Annotated in this window: 16 protein-coding genes and 1 tRNA gene; 13 read left to right on the plus strand and 4 right to left on the minus strand. The window is 61.9% G+C overall.

Annotated features, from left to right (window positions below):
- Nucleotides 1-280 precede the first annotated feature (280 nt).
- From ACFOEV_RS03205 to ACFOEV_RS03215, 3 genes are read left to right on the plus strand one after another with little or no spacing between them, the layout of a single operon-like run.
- Nucleotides 281-1,489: an ABC transporter ATP-binding protein gene (locus ACFOEV_RS03205; protein WP_386771542.1), complete on the plus strand. Its 1,209-nt coding sequence runs from the start codon at nucleotides 281-283 to the stop codon at nucleotides 1,487-1,489.
- Complete coding sequence (locus tag ACFOEV_RS03210) at nucleotides 1,473-2,360, plus strand: ABC transporter permease (RefSeq protein WP_386771544.1); 888 nt, start codon at nucleotides 1,473-1,475, stop codon at nucleotides 2,358-2,360. The genes ACFOEV_RS03205 and ACFOEV_RS03210 overlap by 17 nt, the downstream gene beginning before the upstream one ends.
- A 12-nt stretch (nucleotides 2,361-2,372) precedes the next feature.
- Entirely contained in the window at nucleotides 2,373-3,191 is an 819-nt protein-coding gene (locus tag ACFOEV_RS03215) for an ABC transporter permease (RefSeq protein ID WP_386771546.1), read from the plus strand.
- On the opposite strand, the gene ACFOEV_RS03220 is transcribed toward ACFOEV_RS03215, so the two are convergent.
- On the minus strand, nucleotides 3,188-4,966 hold the full coding sequence (locus ACFOEV_RS03220; RefSeq protein ID WP_386771548.1) for a putative bifunctional diguanylate cyclase/phosphodiesterase: 1,779 nt from the start codon (nucleotides 4,964-4,966) through the stop codon (nucleotides 3,188-3,190). The two genes, ACFOEV_RS03215 and ACFOEV_RS03220, sit on opposite strands and share 4 nt — an antisense overlap.
- 244 nt (nucleotides 4,967-5,210) lie before the next feature.
- Between ACFOEV_RS03220 and ACFOEV_RS03225 the strand changes: the two genes are divergently transcribed.
- Both ACFOEV_RS03225 and thpD read left to right on the plus strand, forming a co-directional pair.
- Nucleotides 5,211-7,160 (plus strand): sensor domain-containing diguanylate cyclase, encoded by a 1,950-nt coding sequence (locus ACFOEV_RS03225; protein ID WP_386771550.1) that lies wholly within the window; start codon nucleotides 5,211-5,213, stop codon nucleotides 7,158-7,160.
- 102 nt (nucleotides 7,161-7,262) lie between these two features.
- Nucleotides 7,263-8,174 carry an ectoine hydroxylase gene (gene thpD, locus ACFOEV_RS03230; RefSeq protein WP_386771552.1) on the plus strand — a complete coding sequence of 304 codons (912 nt, stop codon included), beginning with the start codon at nucleotides 7,263-7,265 and terminating at the stop codon, nucleotides 8,172-8,174.
- Nucleotides 8,175-8,238: 64 nt separating this feature from the next.
- On the opposite strand, the gene ACFOEV_RS03235 is transcribed toward thpD, so the two are convergent.
- Nucleotides 8,239-8,315 (minus strand) — tRNA-Arg (locus tag ACFOEV_RS03235).
- A 68-nt stretch (nucleotides 8,316-8,383) separates the two neighbouring features.
- A complete protein-coding gene (locus tag ACFOEV_RS03240) occupies nucleotides 8,384-10,480 on the minus strand; it encodes a putative bifunctional diguanylate cyclase/phosphodiesterase (protein WP_386771554.1) in 2,097 nt (698 codons plus the stop codon).
- A 214-nt stretch (nucleotides 10,481-10,694) separates the two neighbouring features.
- Here ACFOEV_RS03240 and ACFOEV_RS03245 point away from each other — a divergent pair, with 214 nt between their 5' ends.
- Both ACFOEV_RS03245 and ACFOEV_RS03250 read left to right on the plus strand, forming a co-directional pair.
- The gene (locus ACFOEV_RS03245; RefSeq protein ID WP_386771556.1) at nucleotides 10,695-11,531 is read left to right on the plus strand and encodes a methyltransferase domain-containing protein; all 837 of its coding nucleotides are present in this window, start codon (nucleotides 10,695-10,697) and stop codon (nucleotides 11,529-11,531) included.
- Nucleotides 11,528-12,538 (plus strand): methyltransferase, encoded by a 1,011-nt coding sequence (locus tag ACFOEV_RS03250; protein ID WP_386771558.1) that lies wholly within the window; start codon nucleotides 11,528-11,530, stop codon nucleotides 12,536-12,538. The genes ACFOEV_RS03245 and ACFOEV_RS03250 overlap by 4 nt, the downstream gene beginning before the upstream one ends.
- A 4-nt stretch (nucleotides 12,539-12,542) precedes the next feature.
- Here the strand turns inward: ACFOEV_RS03250 and greB are convergent, their stop codons facing one another.
- Nucleotides 12,543-13,082, minus strand: coding sequence for a transcription elongation factor GreB (greB, locus tag ACFOEV_RS03255; protein ID WP_386771560.1), 540 nt, complete (start codon nucleotides 13,080-13,082; stop codon nucleotides 12,543-12,545).
- 196 nt (nucleotides 13,083-13,278) lie between these two features.
- Here greB and ACFOEV_RS03260 point away from each other — a divergent pair, with 196 nt between their 5' ends.
- From ACFOEV_RS03260 to ACFOEV_RS03285, 6 genes are all read left to right on the plus strand, one after another.
- Nucleotides 13,279-13,911, plus strand: coding sequence for a tetratricopeptide repeat protein (locus ACFOEV_RS03260; RefSeq protein WP_386771562.1), 633 nt, complete (start codon nucleotides 13,279-13,281; stop codon nucleotides 13,909-13,911).
- 43 nt (nucleotides 13,912-13,954) lie between these two features.
- Complete coding sequence (locus ACFOEV_RS03265; RefSeq protein ID WP_386771564.1) at nucleotides 13,955-15,952, plus strand: alkaline phosphatase family protein; 1,998 nt, start codon at nucleotides 13,955-13,957, stop codon at nucleotides 15,950-15,952.
- Between the two features lie 31 nt (nucleotides 15,953-15,983).
- On the plus strand, nucleotides 15,984-16,610 hold the full coding sequence (locus ACFOEV_RS03270) for an NUDIX domain-containing protein (protein WP_386771566.1): 627 nt from the start codon (nucleotides 15,984-15,986) through the stop codon (nucleotides 16,608-16,610).
- Nucleotides 16,611-16,614: 4 nt separating this feature from the next.
- Nucleotides 16,615-17,061: a DUF1249 domain-containing protein gene (locus tag ACFOEV_RS03275; protein ID WP_386771568.1), complete on the plus strand. Its 447-nt coding sequence runs from the start codon at nucleotides 16,615-16,617 to the stop codon at nucleotides 17,059-17,061.
- 27 nt (nucleotides 17,062-17,088) lie between these two features.
- The gene (locus ACFOEV_RS03280) at nucleotides 17,089-17,823 is read left to right on the plus strand and encodes a phosphodiesterase (RefSeq protein WP_386771570.1); all 735 of its coding nucleotides are present in this window, start codon (nucleotides 17,089-17,091) and stop codon (nucleotides 17,821-17,823) included.
- Nucleotides 17,824-18,009: 186 nt separating this feature from the next.
- Nucleotides 18,010-18,179 (plus strand): phosphoadenosine phosphosulfate reductase domain-containing protein (locus ACFOEV_RS03285; RefSeq protein ID WP_386771572.1); only part of this gene is annotated, 170 nt, incomplete at its 3' end.

The following is an 18,179-nucleotide window of genomic DNA, read 5'->3' on the forward strand; positions in this document are numbered from 1 at the left end:
AGCCAATCACGATGTTGAAACCATCGACTGGAGAGCCGTGTGCGGGAGAACCGCATGCACGGTTCGGAGGGCGGGGAGGCTATGCCTTCCCGACCCCTATCATTCGCCGCGGGCACCGGTATCTGTAGAAGCGGCTTTAGCCGCGATTGGTTGCCAATGCCCGAGCAGCAGGCGGTGTGGGCACCATGGCTAATGTAGGAGCGGCTTCAGCCGCGATTATGCCTGTCATTGGCAACCCGCCCTGTGCAGCATCCTTGGGCTAGGGAATAATGAGGTTTCAATGGACGGTAGCGTCTTTCTGGATAACGTGGTGATGCGCTTTGGCGACTTCACCGCTATCGAACGTACGTCGCTGGCGATCGAGTCGGGGGAGTTCTTCAGCTTCCTCGGGCCTTCGGGTTGTGGCAAGACCACGATCCTCAACATGATCAGCGGTTTTCTCACCCCCACCGAGGGCCAGGTGAAGATCGGCGGCGAGTCGATGATCGGGGTGCCGGTCAATCGCCGGCCCACGGCGATGATCTTTCAGAACCTGGCGCTGTTCCCGTTGATGAGCGTATTCGAGAACATCGAGTTCGGCCTTGAGGTGCGCGGTGTGAGCAAGCGCCAGCGGCGCGAGGTCTCCGAGCGACTGCTGGCGCTGGTGGCGCTGGAAGGCAGTGGCGCCAAGCAGGTCGCCGAGCTGTCCGGTGGCCAGAAGCAGCGCATCGCCATCGCCCGGGCGCTGGCGGTGGAACCGCGAGTCTTGCTGCTCGACGAACCGCTGTCGGCGCTGGATCTGAAGCTGCGCCAGCATATGCGCGCCGAACTCAAGGCGATCCAGCGCAAGACCGGCATCACCTTCATCTATATCACCCACGACCAGGGTGAGGCACTGACCATGTCCGACCGGGTGGCGGTGATGTCCGCGGGGCGCATCCAGCAGGTGGCCGACCCGATGACACTGTACCGGGCGCCGCAGACCGGCTTCGTGGCCTCCTTCGTCGGCGAGAACAATCGCATCGAAACCCGGGTGCTCGATCGCGAGGGACCGCGCGTGCGGCTCGATGGCGGGGCACTGGGCGAACTGGCAGGGCGTGCCGCGGTCGGCGACAGTGTGCCATTGGCCAACGGGGAACCGGCGGCACTCTACGTGCGACCGGAGCACTTGCGACCGGTGAATCGTGCCCATTCGGGCCCCAGGCTCGCCGCCACCATCGAGGCGGTGCATTTCGAGGGCGCCTGGCTGATGCTGGAAGCGCGTCTGGACGCCAGCGGCGAGAAGCTGCGCATCCAACTCGGCAGCGAACTGGCCAAGCAGGCCGCCGGCACGCTCGAGCCAGGGAAGCAGGCCACCTTCGGTTATGATCCCGAGGATGCCGTGGTGTTGCCCGACGACGGCAGCCCGGTAATCGACGAGGACACCGGCGAGGTGCTCGAGAACATCACCGGGAGCGGAGCTGGTAGCACGGCCAAGGCGGTGGGAGGTGCCCGTGTTCCGTCAGCTTAGCGAGCGTTTCGGCCGCCCGCTGGCAATGGCCATCCTCACGCTGCTGGGCATGTGGCTGATCGTCATGGTCACCCTGCCGCAATTGCAGATGATCGACTACTCCTTCCGACCCAATCTGCTGCCGGCCCAACTGGGCGGACCGGACGACACCTGGACACTGACCAATTACGTCACGCTATTCGACAATGAGATCCACCGCTCGATCTTCTTCAAGACCCTGTGGTCGAGCGTGCTGGTTACCGTGCTGACGCTGGTGGTCAGTTATCCGTTGGCCTACTACCTGGCCAAGGTGGCCACTCCGCGCCAGGCGGCGCTATGTATCCTGTTGCTGATCGTGCCGTTCTGGATCAACGAGATTCTGCGCACCTATTCGTGGTTCATCATCCTGGCTTTTCGTGGCCCCTTGAACGAGATCCTGCTGGCACTGGGGCTGATCGAGCGGCCGATCCGCTTTCTGAGCGGGGATGGCGGAGTGATGGTAGGCATGGTCTACGCCTATATCCTGTTCATGGTCTTCCCGCTGTACAACGCCATCGAGAGTCTCGACGACAACCAGATTCGGGCGGCGCGCGATCTGGGGGCGGGCAGCATTCGCACCCATCGGCGCATCGTCATTCCGCACGCCAAGCCGGGCATCGCCACCGGCTGCATCATGACCTTCATGCTGGCGGCGGGCAGCTATGCGGTGCCGGCGCTGCTGGGCTCGCCGGGCAGCCGCTGGTTCACCCAGATCATCTACAACTGGTTCTTCGAGGGCGGCAACTGGAACCAAGGCGCGGCTTACGCTTTCCTGCTGCTGGTGCTGTGTATCGGCTTCATGACCCTGGTGATGAAGGTCTTCAAGGTGGGGCTGGGTGATATTGCCAAGTAAAGAGACGATGAGATGAGTTCACAGCGCCTGCTGGGCTTCGGCCTCAAGTTCTATATCGTGGTGTTCTTCGCCTACCTGTTTCTGCCGTTGATCGTGATGTCGGCGGCCACCTTCAACGACAGCCGCTTTCCCACCGTGACACCTTGGGGGGGAACCACCCTGAAATGGTTCGGCGAGCTATGGGCCGACGGTGGCATGTGGCAGGCGCTGTCCAACAGTCTGATGGTGGCGGTCGGGGTGCTGTGCCTGGCGGTGCCGATCGGCATTTCCAGCGCCTTGTTCCTCAACACCGTGTCGAGCCGCACCAAGCCGTTCGTCTATGCCTTGATCCTGTCGCCGCTGCTGACGCCGGGAGTGATCATCGGCATCTCGACACTGATCTTCTGGCGCCAGTTCGGGGTGAGTGGCGGGATCTTCCTGACCGTACTGGGCCAGACCACCTTCATCGCTGCCTATGTGATGCTGATGGTGATGGCGCGGCTGCAACGTTTCGACCGGACCATGGAACGGGCCGCCCTGGATCTGGGGGCCAGCCAGTGGCAGATGTTCCGGCGCATCCTGCTGCCGTATCTGAAGCCGGCGATCCTGTCGGCGGCGGTGATCGCCTTCCTGCAGTCGTTCGAAAACTACAACACCACGCTGTTCGTGGCCGGTTACGACACCACCCTGACGGTGTATATCGCCTCGAAGGTGCGTACCGGCCTGACACCGGCCGTCAATGCCCTGGGCCTGATCCTGATTCTGATCACGGTGGGGCTGGCCATCGCCTATGAGGTGAGGCGGCGGCGCGAATTGGCACAGGTGCGTGCGCTGGCTCGCCAATTGGGTTAATCCTGCTGGGTCTGGTACCAGCCCGCCAGGTCCGCTGCGGTCATGGGGGCGGCGAAGTGGTTGCCCTGGGAGCGGGTGACGCCCTGGGCGATCAGCGCCGTCGCCGTAGGCTGGTTCTCCACCCCGACCACGATGCAATCGACACCGAGGCTTGCCAGCAGGTGATGAATGCCGCCAATCAGCTTCTGGCTGCGTTCCTGCCTGGCGACACTCGCCACCAGGGCGCCATTGAGCTTGGCCTGGCGGATGGGCAGTCGTGACAGGTAGGCAAAATTGACATAGCCGTCACCCAACTCGTCGATGGCCAGCTTGACCCCGAGACGCTGCAGGCGACGCAGCAGGTGCTGTAGCTCCTCGGGTTCGCCCGCCAGGCTGTCACTGGCAATCTCCAGCGTCAGCCATGAGGCATCCTCGGCATGCTCGCGCAGGAAGCGGTCCAGCGGCTGATGGTCGAAGGCATCCTCCAGCAGGTGCTGATCGACGATATTGACCGCGATCGGCAATTTGGCCAGCGGCGAATCGTTCATCAGCCAATGCTGGTGCTGGCGAATCACTTGGCCAAGCACCCAACGATCTAGCCGCACCGCCAGGCCGAGGCTTCGGGCCAGTGGCAGAAACTGGCGCGGCAACAACGGTTCCTGGCTGGGAGGGTGCCAGCGCACCAGGGCTTCCAGCCCCACCGGGCGGCCCGTTTGCAGGTCGATCTGGGGCTGATAGAGGAGGCGGAAGTGCCGGTCGGGAGCGCCCAAGGCCTCGCGCAAGGCGATCTCGCGTGTCAACTGCGCCTGCATGTCGCGGCTCAAGGCCTTGTCGACGAAAGCATAGCGGCCGTGACCGGCGCGTTTGGCCGCGTACATGGCGGCATCGGCATGATGTATCAGTTCGTCGATGTCGTCGCTGTCCTGAGGATACAACGCGATGCCGATGCTGCCTGACACCGGGAGATGCTGTCCGGCGATCCAGAAAGGCGGCTCGAGCGCTTCCAGCAGTCGTATCGCCACGTTTTGCGCCGAGGCGGAGCTGACATCGTGCTCGAGCAGGGCGACGAACTCATCGCCGCCGAAACGGGCCAGGGTGTCATCGCTTCGCAGCACTCGGGACAGGCGCCTGGCGGTCTGCTTGAGCAATTGGTCGCCTGCGGCATGGCCGAGCGAATCGTTGATGCGCTTGAAGCAGTCCAGGTCGATGAACAGCAGGGCGAAGCGCCGATCGTGGCGCTTGGCACGGCGCATAGCATGTGCGAGCCGGTCGTTGAGCAACAGCCGGTTGGCGAGCCCGGTCAAGGGATCGTAGTGTGCCTTGAGGCGCAACTGTGATTCATTGGCCTTGAGAGTGGAAATGTCGATGAAGGCGCGCACGTAATGCGTGAGCCGCCCCTGAGCATCGTGTACTGCATTGATGATCAGCAGTTCCGGGTAGTACTCGCCGTTCTTGCGTCGGCACAGGACTTCGCCCTGCCAGCGGTGCTTGAGGTCGAGATGCTGGCATTGCTCGTGATATTCGGGCTTCTGCTCGCGGCTGTGAAAGACCGAGATATCCCAGCCGATCACCTCCTGTCCGTCGTAGCCGGTGATCGCACTGAATGCCGGGTTGGCGACCAGGATGCGATGCTCGGGGTCGGTGATGATGATGCCCACCAGACCATGGAGGAAGGCCAGCTCGGCGAAGTCTCGTTGTGAGACCTCACCCCGGGGAATCGGCAGCCCCTGCACCAGCGGATTGCCGGAAGGTTCGCCATGAGCGGTGTCGGAGTTACGACTGGGACCATCATCCATGAGCAGGGTTGCCACGAAAAGGAACGGGGTGATTGCCTAACTATTGAGGGGACAATGACCGGAAGTCAAACATTGGCGGTCTGGCTTGTCCTTTTGGCGTAAGCCAAAAACGACACCCGCCTGAATCGACATTACCTATACCGGCGGTTGATCAAGGCTACACTTGTTAACGAAAAGGCGATGTGCCGAGGCCAGGGCATGTTAGCCTGGGATCAACGCCTGACAGGAAATGGTTCGACACGGAATGGGATGGCTCCTTCGTTCTCTGCATGCACGCCTGCTTCTGGGAATCGCTCTCGGGTGGCTGGTCGTGATTGCGGCGGTGTTGATCTATGCCTCCCAAGCCGGCAGCAGCTTGGGCACGAAGGCCAATACCGCCCACCTGGAGTATGAAGCCACACTGATCGCGCAGCATATCGAACAGGCCATCGAGGAAAGAGTCGGGGCCTTGGAGCGCTTGGCCGCTCGGGCAGAGCCCGATGCCGAGCAGGCGGACGCCTTGTTGCGAGAGAACGAAAGTCTGCTGGAGGCCTTCGATTTACTGGTGGTGATCTCCGCCGAGGGGCGGGTGCTTGCCGACTGGCCGCGACTGAAGGGGCGCCGCGGGCTCGATGTGACCGATCGTGAATACTTCCAGTTCATCAAGCAGGTACGTCGTCCCCATGTCAGTGAACCGTTCATCGGGGAAGCCAGTGATGTGCCGCTGATCATGATTGGCGTGCCGTTGCACGATGGCGATGGCAGCTTCGCCGGCATAGTGGGTGGCGTGGTCAGCGTCAGAAGCGGTAGTTTCTTCGCCAACCTGCGCCGTATCCGCATCGGCGAGGCGGGTTTCGCCGCGTTGATGACGGCGTCCGGACGCATTATCACGCACCCCGACAATTCGCTGCTCATGCAGCGGGTGCCCGGCCCCGAGCAGAACCCGCATCTCGATCTGGCGCTTTCGGGCTGGCAGGGCGCGGCCGAAGGGCGGCTGCTGTCCGGAGAGCCGGCACTGCAGGCCTATCGGCAGGTCTGGTCGGCCGGTTGGGTCGTCGGGGTCTTTCTTCCTACCCGTCAGATCCGGGGGCCGATCGGTGCCTTCGTGCGTGAGCTATGGTGGGTGGGTTTGTTTGCAGTGGCATTGATGCTGCCGCTGCTATGGTCGCTGCTGAAGACCTTGCTGAAGCCCCTTCATCGCCTCGAGCGCCAGATCGAACGCATCGGCCGTGGAGAAGCCACCCAAGTTCGCTTGACCACCCGGATGCGCGAATTGCAGGAGGTCGCCGGTGCCTTCAATCGCCTGGAAGGCAAGCGCGGGGAAGCGGTATCTCTGCTCAAGGACCGCCAGGCCTTCCTCGATGCGGTGCTGGCCTCGTCGCCGGTGGGGATGTTCGTGTGCAATCTCCAGGGGCTGGTCGAGTACGTCAATCCGGCACTCGAACAACTGACGGGATATTCGAAGGCTGCCCATCGCCACTGGGAAATCTTCGACCATCTCCATCCCGAGGACGTCAACGACATCCGGGATCTGTGGCGCGATATGCTGAGAACCGGGCGCGACTTCCAGCGTCAGTTCCGCTACCTCACTGCCGATGACGACACCTTGTGGCTGGAAGTCCATATCCGCCAGGTTCGCGACCAGGCCGGACCACTGGGGTATGTGGGGACCGTCAAGGACATCACCCAGCGTCGCGAGCGGGAAGCGTTACAGCGTTGGGAGGCGGAACACGACCCCTTGACCGGGCTACTCAATCGTCGCGGTTTCGAACGGCGTCTGGAAGAGGCCATGGCCGAGTGGCAGAAAACCGGCACGCCCTCGGTGCTGATCCTGTTCGACCTGGATCAGTTCAAACCCATCAATGATGAGGGTGGGCATTCCCTGGGCGACGAGATGTTGCGGCGTATCGCCCAGATCGTGGCATGGGAGGTGCGGCGCAGCGATCATGTGGCGCGTCAGGGAGGAGACGAGTTCGCGGTGCTGATGCCGAGTTGTACCTTGCCGCACGCCAGGAAAGTCGCTGAAGCCCTGCAGCGGGCAGTGCGAGACATCAGTGTCAGCCATGATGACAAGCAATACCGTGTCACGCTAAGCATCGGCGTTGCCAGCTTCGCCGACGTCGATCACTCCATCGAGAGCATCATCGAACGCGCCGATGCGGCCTGCTATCGGGCCAAGACCGAGGGACGGGACGGGATCGTCGTGGCGGCATGAAGCAGGCCGCGTTGCTCTCGATATTCTTGGGCACTACCAGGGGAAGTCATAGTCGAAGGCGGGGAGGAGATGGCTGAAAGCAGACCGATTCAGGAGTTCGTCATGAAAGATACTCAGGATCTGTTTCCCACCCGTCTGGAACGTAAGCTGGGGATGTTCGAGCGTATCGATCCGGTTGTGCACAGCGAGGACGGTCAACGCAATGACGGTCCTTTGAGCAAGGAGCAAGTCGATGAATTCGACCGCAAGGGGTTTCTTTCCTTCGAGGAATATTTCGACAAGGAGGAGATGGACGCCTTCATACAGGAGTTGGGGGAATATGAGGACGATGCAGATCTAAAGTTGTCTGAGGGTACTATTCTCGAACCGGGAAGGGAGGAAATTCGCTCGATTTTCGGCATCCATGAGATTTCCGAGCGTTTCAGCCGCTTGACCCGGGACCCTCGAATCCTGGCGATGGTTCAGCAATTGCTGGGCAGTGATGTCTACATCCATCAGTCACGTATCAACTACAAGCCTGGCTTCAAGGGCAAGGGCTTCGACTGGCACTCCGACTTCGAGACCTGGCACAGCGAGGATGGCATGCCGCGCATGCGTTCGCTGAGCTGCTCGATCGTGTTGACCGAGAATGGCGAGTTCAATGGGCCGCTGATGCTGGTCCCCGGCTCGCACCACTATTTTGTGCCTTGCGTAGGCCGCACGCCGGAGGACAACTACAAGGAGTCGTTGAAGAGCCAGTATGTCGGTGTTCCCGACCAGAGCAGCCTGCGCGAGCTGATGCTGAAAGGAGATATCGAAGCGCCCAAAGGGCCGGCCGGCTCGCTGATCATGTTCGAGTGCAACACCCTGCATGGCTCGAACGTCAACATGTCCTGCTGGCCGAGAAGCAACCTGTTCTTCGTCTACAACAGTGTCGAGAACACCCTTCATGACCCGTATTGCGGTAACAAGCCGCGTCCGGAATTCCTTGCCAACCGCAGTGATTGGCGTCCGCTGAAGCCGGTGGACAGCTGACAGGCAGGACGTTTCTGGAAACACTGGCGATGCCGACGCTCTGTCGAGGGGGAGGCGGAGAGGATGGCGCCCCCATCAGGATTCGAACCTGAGACCTTCCCCTTAGGAGGGGGACGCTCTATCCAGCTGAGCTATAGGGGCTTATCGGCAAACGGCCACTATTATAAGCCCCTGAACGCGCAAGATAAACCCGCAGCTGGTCGCCACAGTCAATGACCGCGGCACAGCAAGTAGCCGCCGGTAGCTTCAGTGGGATGCTGACTGCTGAGGTAGCGAGCGATCAACTCGCCTTCTGCCATGGGGCGGCCGATATGATATCCCTGGCCCAGGTCGCAGCCCATGGCCTTGAGCGTGTCGAGCTGGGCCTGGCTCTCGATGCCTTCGGCGAGCACCTGACGTTGCATGGCATGGCCCATATGGATGATCCCGCTGATGAATTGCTGGCGATCCAGGCGGCTGTCCACGTGCCGGGTGGCGGTGCGGTCGATCTTGAGCGTATTCAGCGGCAACTGGCTGGCGTAGGTGATCGAGGATATGCCCGAGCCGAAGTCGTCCAGCGCCACCTCGGCCCCCAGGGCGTGGGCTTCCTGCAGCAGGCTGCAGGCCAGGTCCAGGTCGTGGAAGTGGGTCGATTCCAGCACTTCGGCGATCAGGAAGGGGGCGGTCATCAGGTCGTAGCGGGTTCGGGTCGTCGACAGGGCCTCGAGGAAGGCGCCGGTCTCGATATGATCCTGGGACAGGTTGACGCCGATCAGTACCTGATAGCCGGCTTCACGAAAGCGCTGGGCCATGCGCCCAGCCTGATCGATCAGCCACTGCCCATAGGGCAGGCTCAGGGCCGAGTGGGTGATGACGCCTATGAAGTGTTCCGGGCCCAGAATGCCTTGCTTGGGATGCCGCCAGCGGGCGAGGGCTTCGAAGCCGACGATTTCATTGCACTGGAACGACAGGATCGGTTGATAGAACAGCTCGACCTGCCCCCTCTCGAAGGCGCCCTTGATGATCGAGAAGACATCTTCGCCGTCAGCCGTGGGGCTGATGACGTCGGCAAAGGCGATGCAGTTCTTGCCGCGCTGCTTGGCCTCGTACATGGCGGTATCGGCGGCATCGAGCAGGGTGGTGCCGGTGACACTGTGATCGCCGGTGAAGGCGATGCCGATGGAGACCGACACGTTCACTCGCTGGCCGTTGTCGAGCTCGAATGGCTGCACGATGTCGTCGAGCACCTTCCGTGCGACCTTGCCGGCCTTCTCAGCGGTGCCCAGCCCGCTCAAGGCGATCACGAACTCGTCGCCGCCGAAGCGCGCAGTAAGGTCGTTGGCGCGCATCAGGCGTTTCAAGCGGCGGCTGATCTCGATGAGCAGTTCATCGCCGCTGGTGTGGCCGAAGCTGTCGTTGATGGGTTTGAAGTCGTCCAGGTCGAGAAACAGCACCGCCAGCCCGGTCTGGGTGAACTCCAGACTCGCCAGTTGGCGTTCCAGCAGGGTGTTGAAGTGCTCGCGATTGAACAGCCCGGTCAGAGGATCATAGCTGGCCATGCGCTCCAGACGGGCCTGGTTGAGGCGCCGTTGGGTGATATCGCGAAACACGCCGATATAGTTGACGATCAGGCCGGCTTCGTCACGAATCGCCGAGATGGTGGTGTTTTCGATGAGCTGGCTGCCGTCCTTGCGTGTGTTCCAGATGTCGCCGCTCCAGAAGCCGCGTTCTTCCACGGCGGCGAACATGCTCTGATAGAAGCCGGAGTCGTGCTTGCCCGATGACAGCAGATTGGGCTTCTTGCCGATCACTTCATGGCGGGCGTAGCCGGTGAGTTCGGTGAATGCCGGGTTGGTGTCGATGATGTGCTTGTCGGCATCGGTGACCAGGATGCCGTCATGGGTATTGCGAAATACCGCCTGGGCCAGTTCCATGCGCTGTCGGGCATGTTCGCGCTCGCTGACATCGCGCTGAAAGCCGATCAGGTAACGATATCCGTCATGGCCGAACAACGAGGAGAGACTCAGTTCGTTCCAGAATGTCGAACCGTCCTTGCGGCGGCTCTCCAGCGTCAGGGTAATGGGGCGATCGTACTTGATGGCATCGCGTATCGCACCGATGGCTTTCCGTTCGGTACTCGGGCTCTGCAATAGGCGGAAGGATTGTCCGATCACCTCGTTTCGGGTATAGCCGGTGAGAGCTTCGAAGCCACGATTGACGAACAGTAACGGACAGCGCGGCACCTCGCCGTCGGCGATGGCAATGGCCAGGCTGGGTATCTCCAGTAGCTCGGCGAGAGTAGCAGGCAAGGCGGCGCGACGGCCCAAGGAACGGTCCCCAGTTGGATGTTATTTGGTGTGATTCTAATTCCTTTACATGTTGTATGTCATTGTTTGAGTATTGTTGAAATACGTATTTTATTTTAGCTAAACTTGATCAAGAAATGGGCGATGCACGATCGCGACTATCGCTGACACGATGAGCTTGCGGCGTTTGATGGGTAGAATAGGGCCTGTGAACGAACCACCGCGCGGAGCCTCGATGGCAGACAGATCCAGTAATGTGCCCCGGCCGGTATCGCTATCGGTGCATGGCGACCGCCATTTCGATGGGCTGGGCGACAAGTTTGCCACTAGTCTCTACGGCAGTACCCGCGGCGAGATTCGCCTGGCCGTGCTGGAGTACCTGCTACCGCAGATGCTGTCCCTGCATGAGCAGCCGGTGCTGGATGTGGGCGCCGGGCTAGGGCATATGAGTGCCTGGTTCGCCGAACGCGGCCACCCCGTGACCCTGGCGGAACCCTCGGCCGAGATGCTGGACGCGGCTCGGCAGCACTTGGCTGGCCATGACGCGACTTTTCTGCCGGTGCCGCTGCAGCGGCTTGGCCAGGCAGCTCCCGGTCCCTGGCCGCTGATCGTGTGTCATGCGGTGCTCGAATGGCTGGGCGATCCGCGAGCGGCCATGAGCACACTGACGTCGCTGCTGGCGCCCGGCGGGCAGTTGTCGTTGATGGTGTTCAACCGTGACGCCTTGCGCTTCTCCAACGTGGTCAAGGGCAATCTCGACAAGGCGTTGACCGACCGGCTGGCCGGTACCGGCCGGCGCCAGCGCCTGACGCCGATCTCACCGCTGATGCATGAGGAGATCGTCGCCTGGGCGACGGAGTGCGGTCTCGAGATCAGGGCCGTGGCCGGGGTCCGGGTCTTTTACGACTACCTGCGTGATCGCCAGCCTGATGACGAGAGTCTGGCCAAGCTGATCGAGCTGGAGCGCCGTTACTGCACCAGTGAACCCTATTGGCGGCTGGGGCGTTATCTGCTCTATACCCTCACGAAATCCACCCCCCATGCGCCCGATCGGGCGGAGTCATCTCGATGAATGCTGAAACCTCCGTTTGTCAGTTGCTGGAACGCCAAGCCATGGACTATCGCGGTTGGCTGTGGGTAGCGCCGCCGCGGGATGCTTGGCTGGAAAACGGGCAGGGCGGTGTGCTGAGTGGCGACCATGCCGTGTTGGAAGCCTGGCGCGAACGGGGCAGACCGGCGTTTACGGCACTGGCTACGGACTTTGGCGAACCGCCCGGCGCGGTGCTGTTCTGGCCCAAGAGCCATGCGTTGGGCGAGTGGTGGTTGCTGGCCCTATGTCGCTACCTGCCGGAGGGAACGCCGCTGCAGGTGGTGGGTGAGAACAACGGTGGCATCAAGCGCGTGCTCAAGGTGCTTGCCGCACTGGGGCTCGGGTGTCGCAAACGTGACAGCGCGCGGCGCTGCACCCTGTTCGAGACTCGCCTGGGGCGAGTGACCATCGATCCTGAAGTGGCCTGGAGCCGCTTCGAGGCCGAAGGGCTGCAATTGGTCAGTCATCCCGGGGTGTTTGGCCATGGCAAGCTCGACGAAGGAACGCAACTGCTGTTGCAGCAGTTGCCGGCAGTGTTGCCGGAGCCGGCTTCGACGACGTCAGGCTCGTTTGGGGTTCTGGATATGGGCTGCGGCGACGGCATTCTCGGCGCCTGGTTGGCGCGGCGTGGAGCCCGGGTCACTGCGGTGGACGTCAATGCCTTCGCGGTTGAGGCCACGCGCCGCACTCTGGATGCCAATGCTCAAGTCGGTGAGGTGCTGGCCAGCGATGTCTACTCGGCGCTGGACGGTCGTCGCTTCGACGTCATCGTCAGCAACCCGCCTTTCCATCAGGAGCGCAGCATCGACTATGGTCCAGCGGCACAGTTGATCGGTGAAGCCCCTCATTACCTCGAACCCGGTGGCCAGCTGATTCTGGTGGCCAATGCCTTCCTGCCCTACCCGGATCTGCTCGAAGCCGCTTTTGGTGGCTTCGAAATCCTTGCTGACGACCGACGCTTTCGGGTCTATCGGGCGTTCAAGTCCTAGATTGTCAGGTGCTTGGTTCCCGATACTCGATAGCGGTGATGATATAAGTCGTCTCGCCTGCCGGTGCAGCGACGGTCGCCTCGTCGTCGAGCGCCTTGCCCAGCAGCGCCTTGGCCAGCGGTGCATCGACGCTGATCCAGTGCTTTTCGGTATCGGTCTCGTCGTGGCCGACGATGCGAATCCGCAGCTCCCCGCCTTCCTCATCTTCGAGCGTCACGAAGGCGCCGAAGTAGACGCGGCCGGTGTCCGCCGGCAAGCGATCGACCACCTGCAACTCATCGAGCCGCTTGCCCAGATAGCGGATGCGTGCGATGACGCGGTTGAGTTCCTTCTTGTTGTAGGTGTAGTCGGCATTCTCGCTACGGTCGCCTAGTGCCGCGGCCTCGCCGACCTTGGTTGAAAGCTGTGGACGTTTCACCCGCGACAGGTGTTCGTGAATGCCCTTGAGCCGGGCATAACCTTCGGGGGTGATCAGGTTGCTCTTGGGTTCCTGGCGCGGGTCCTTGGCGGGATCGCGCCAGCGAGTCATATTGCGGCCTTTCATGGGATTTCGTGTCTGTGCTGCCTGTCAATGCCCGCTACCTTACGCAACCTCGGGGCAAGTTCACAATAGCACGCCGGTCGCCAATGGGATGCTCAAGGCTAGCGAATAATTCAAACGTTCGTTACATTTAGTCGGTGACAGGCTGTCACTGCCAACGACACATCCGTAGGTAACAACAATTCGAAGGAGTTCGCCGATGATTCGCCACCGATTACTGATCGCCATGTTGGGGCTGTTGCTCACTCCGTGGGGCACGGTCCAAGCCTACGAAAACGAGGTTTTCGCTCTCAAGAACCGCTGGGAGCACATCACCACCCAGGTACCGGAACGTGAGCGTGCCGATGACTTCTCGGCATTGGCCGAGGACGCAAAAGCGCTGGCCGAGGAACATCCGCAAGCCGCTCAAGTGCTGGTCTGGAAAGGTATCATCCTGGCGTCCGAGGCGCGTGCCAAGGGAGGGATTGGAGCGCTGGGGCTGGCCAAGGAGGCGCGTGCCGCATTGGAGCGGGCCATCGATATCGATCCTCAGGGGAATAACGGGTCGGCCTATGTGACCTTGGGGGCATTGTATGATCGGGCACCGGGCTGGCCACTGGGCTTCGGCGACAGCGAGACCGCCGAGAAGATGTTTGCTCGCGCCCTGGAGATACGACCCGAAGGCATCGATGTGAATTACTACTATGCCACCTTCCTCGAAGACGAAGGGCGTCTGGACGAGGCCCGCGAGCATGCACGCCGGGCGGTGGAAGGGCAGGTCCGCGAGGACCGCCAGGCCTCCGATGAGGCACTGCGCGAGCAGGCACGTTCGCTGTTGGCCGAACTGGAATAGATCCCGAGACGCCGGGTTGCCATCTGCGTTACGCTTGGCGTCCATGACAACCCTCGCTTCCTCTCGTTCCGCGCTGCCCGCTGTTCTGGCCGGTCCCATACTGCGCCGCATCTCTCCCGACCGCATCGTGATGTGGCTGGTCGGTACGCGTCCGTTGTCGTTGCAGCTGACCCTGATGCCCGAGGACGGCTCACCGTCGTATGAGCAGACGCTCGAGGGGGCGTCCTGCCGTTGCCTGGCGGTGGGACGTCATGCCCATGTGCATCTCATCGATGTCGGCCTCGATTCCCCCCTGCCTCAGGACGTGCGGATCGATTATGACCTGGCATTGCTGGACGAAACCGGGCAGGTCGTGAGTATCGCCGACTGGGGCGCGCATCTGGGATATGACGGTGCCGTCTTGCCGAGCTTCGTGATCGCCTCGCGCATTGGCAGTCTGTTGCACGGCTCCTGCCGCAAGCCGCATTATGCCGGCGGAGACGGCCTGACCCGAGCCGATACCTGGCTTGGCGAGCATCGGGCCGAGCCGCGGGATCGCCCCGCCTGGCTGCTGATGACCGGTGACCAGATCTATGCCGACGATGTGGCCGGTCCCATGCTGGCCGCCATCCATGCCCTGATCCGGCGCCTGGGGTTGTTCGATGAAATCCTGGAAGGGGCGACGGTGAGCGACAGCCAGGCACTGTATGCGGCACCGGAGAGCTATTATCGGCGCGAGTGGCTGTTACCCGATATCGAGTCCAGCGAGGCACTGCGCGATCGTTTCTTCGGCGGGGTAAGGAAACCGGTCTTCACGTCCGCCAATGCTCACAATCACTTGATCACCTTCGCCGAAGTGATGGCCATGTACCTGCTGGTCTGGTCACCCGTCCCCTGGCGCCTGATCGACATCGAGCGTCCCGTTCTCACCGCCGAACAAGCCTCGCTGTTCGACAAGGAACTCGCCGTCATCGATGACTTCATCGAGGGCTTGGAGGGCGTGGCCAGGGTGATGGCGAATCTGCCGAGCTTGATGATCTTCGACGACCACGACATCACCGATGACTGGAATCTGACCGCCGCCTGGGAACAGACCGCCTATGGCCATCCGTTTTCGCGACGCATCATCGGCAACGCACTGCTGGCGTATGCCTTGTGTCAGGGCTGGGGCAACGACCCCGATCGCCTGGCCGAGCCAATCGAGGCGCTGGCCGAGCTGTTGGCGAAGGGCAGTGAGGACCGCTACCTGCCGGCTGCCGATCAGGATGCCTTGATCCAGCGGCTGTTGCGCTTCGAGAGGTGGGAGTTTGTGGTGCCCACCTCGCCGAGGCTGGTGGTGCTGGACACCCGTACGCGTCGCTGGCGCAGCGAGCGCCACCGCAATCGTCCCTCGGGGCTGATGGACTGGGAGGCGTTGTCGGACTTGCAGCAGGCGCTGCTGGACGAGTCCTCGGTGGTGATCGTGTCGCCGGCGCCGATGTTCGGTGTCAAACTGATCGAGGGGGTACAGAGGTTATTCACCCTGGCCGGCAAGCCGTTGCTGGTGGATGCCGAGAACTGGATGGCCCACCGGGGAGCCGCCAGTGTGATGCTCAATATCTTCCGCCATTCGCGGACCCCGGGGAATTACGTGATCCTGTCGGGTGATGTGCACTACTCCTTTGTCTACGATATTCACATTCGCCATCGTCGCGAGGGGCCTCGATTGTGGCAGATCACCAGCAGTGGCCTGAAGAATGCCTTTCCCGATACGCTGCTGGACTGGTTCGACCGCCTCAACCGTTGGCTTTATGCCCCCCGCTCGCCGTTGAACTGGTTTACCCAGCGGCGTGCCATGCGTATCCGGCCAAGGATCCCTGACTGTGCCAAGGCCGGCGAGCGGCTATGGAACGGGGCTGGCATCGGCTGGGTGCGGCTCGATGACGAGGGGCGTCCCAGCGAGATCGTGCAGCTCGATGCCAACGGTGGCGACATCCACTTTCCCGAGCAGTCCACATCCGAAAGCCGCGAGTCGCGGCGTTCCCTGCGCCGAGGTTGGCATCCTCCGACGGGGCCGCGATAATGGCTTTTTTGCCATGACCCTCGGAGGCACCATGGACGAGCCGCTACTACCGCCGACTTCCTTTACGGCCGCAGATGTCGAACGTCTCGATGACGAATGCCTGTATCAGGGCTTCTTCCGCTTGGAGCGCCGCCGACTGCGCCACCGGCTGTTCGGCGGGGGCTGGAGCGCGGAAGTGGTGCGTGAGGTGCATGTACGCCATGATGCCGTAGGGGTCCTGCTCTATGATCCGGAGCGTGATAACGTAGTGCTGGTCGAGCAGCTGCGTGCCGGTGCTCTCGACGATCCGGCAAGTCCCTGGAAGCTCGAGATCGTCGCCGGCCTGATCGAGCCCGGCGAGGACCCGGTCGATGTCGCGCGTCGCGAGTCCATCGAGGAAGCGGGGTGCAAAGTCGGCGAACTGATCGAGCTGCACTCCTATTATCCAAGCCCGGGTGCTTGCAACGAACGAGTGACCCTTTATTGTGGTCTGGTCGATAGTCGTGGCCTGGGCGGAATACATGGCCTGGATGAAGAACACGAGGATATCCAGGTTCATGTGCTAGGGTTTCCCAAGGCATGGGAGCTTCTGGAAGCCGGCCGACTCGACAATGCCATGTGCCTGATCGCCTTCCACTGGCTGGTACGCGAACGGGCCTCACTGCGAGCAAGGAGGTAAGTCTGTGGCCAAAACCGCTTACGTCACCGACCTCAAGAGCCTGCAAGGCGAGTGTAGTGCCAACTACCTGCGTCTGACGCGGCTGCTCGGCGAGCTCGAGGCCGGCGAAGTGCGCGAGGTGGCCCTCAAGGGGCGCGAGACGCGCTTCGGTTCGCTGTGGCTGGAAGTCCTCGAGCGCGCCCCCTACACCAGCATCGTCCGGGTATCGCAGTCCGGGGTACTGGATGCGATCATCGAACCGCTGCGCATGCGTGTGCACCTCTATCACGACGTGCGCATGGCGGAGGTCACCGATTTCCAGCGTCAGCGCCATTTCGACGGACGCTATCGCTACCCCAATGCACGCATGCACCAGCCCGATGAAAAGCTGCAATTGAATCGCTTCCTCGGCGAATGGCTGGAGCATGGCCAGGCGCATGGGCATTCGCTGGATCTACCTGCCTTCCGCTAAGCCCTCTGACCTACCCAAGGATTCTTGATGAGGCTGATTCAAGTCACGGACTGCCACTTGCACGCCGATCCCGAGGCACGCTCACGTTCCGGCTTTCCATTGCGTCAGCTCCATGCGGTGCTCGAGCATGTCCGTCGCCAGCGTCCCGACGTGTTGCTGGTGACCGGCGACGTCAGTGAGGACGAGACTCTCGCCTCTTACCGTCATGCCGCGGAGGCCTTCTCCGCCATGGCGTGTCCCTGGTTCTGGCTGCCGGGCAACCACGACCATCCCCAGTCCATGGCCGAGCAGCACCAGATTCGCGATGACATCGACCTCGGCGACTGGCGGTTGCTGATGCTCGATACCCAGGTCAGCGGTCAGCCACACGGTGAGTTGGGGCAAGCGCAGCTCCAGGCCCTGGCTGAACGCCTGGAGGAAGACGACCGGCCGACCCTGCTGGCCATGCATCACCCACCGCTGGAGATCGGGTCGGCCTGGATGGACGCCATCGGTCTCGCGGATCGCGAGGCGCTATGGCAGACGCTGGCTGCCTATTCCCAGGTACGTGCCATCCTGTGTGGCCATATTCACCAGGCCTTCGCCAGTCGCCACTCCCTGCGGGAAGGCGAGGTGGCGGTCTACGGTAGCCCAGCGACTACCGACCAGTTCTTGAGCGGCTCTCCCGAATTCGCCATCGATGAAGCGTCGCGTCCCGGATATCGCATCATCGACCTGGAAGGGGAAACGTTGACTACCTGGGTCGAGCGCGTCGACTTGTGACCCTGATATTCCTTAATAGGCTAAAAAGATAGTTCTTAATTCTTTGACGTTATCAGTATAGCCTCAGTACCCTAGCCTCCATGATGCTGCCAGGTGTGCCCTTGGGCGTGCCTGCACAACACCGTGTTCACCGTGCTGCCGCGTATTGCGGTATGCCCCAAGGTCATGAGAGGTTGCCAAGCCGCGATGCTATCCCCCGAGCGACAGACCCACCTCAAGCAGCTCGAAGCGGAGTCGATTCACATCATCCGCGAAGTGGCCGCCGAGTTCCGTAACCCGGTCATGCTGTACTCGATCGGCAAGGACTCCTCGGTGATGCTGCACCTGGCGCGCAAGGCCTTCTATCCCGGCACGCC

This window comes from Litchfieldella rifensis, from assembly GCF_042646605.1.
In the GTDB taxonomy this organism is placed as follows: Bacteria; Pseudomonadota; Gammaproteobacteria; order Pseudomonadales; family Halomonadaceae; genus Litchfieldella; species Litchfieldella rifensis.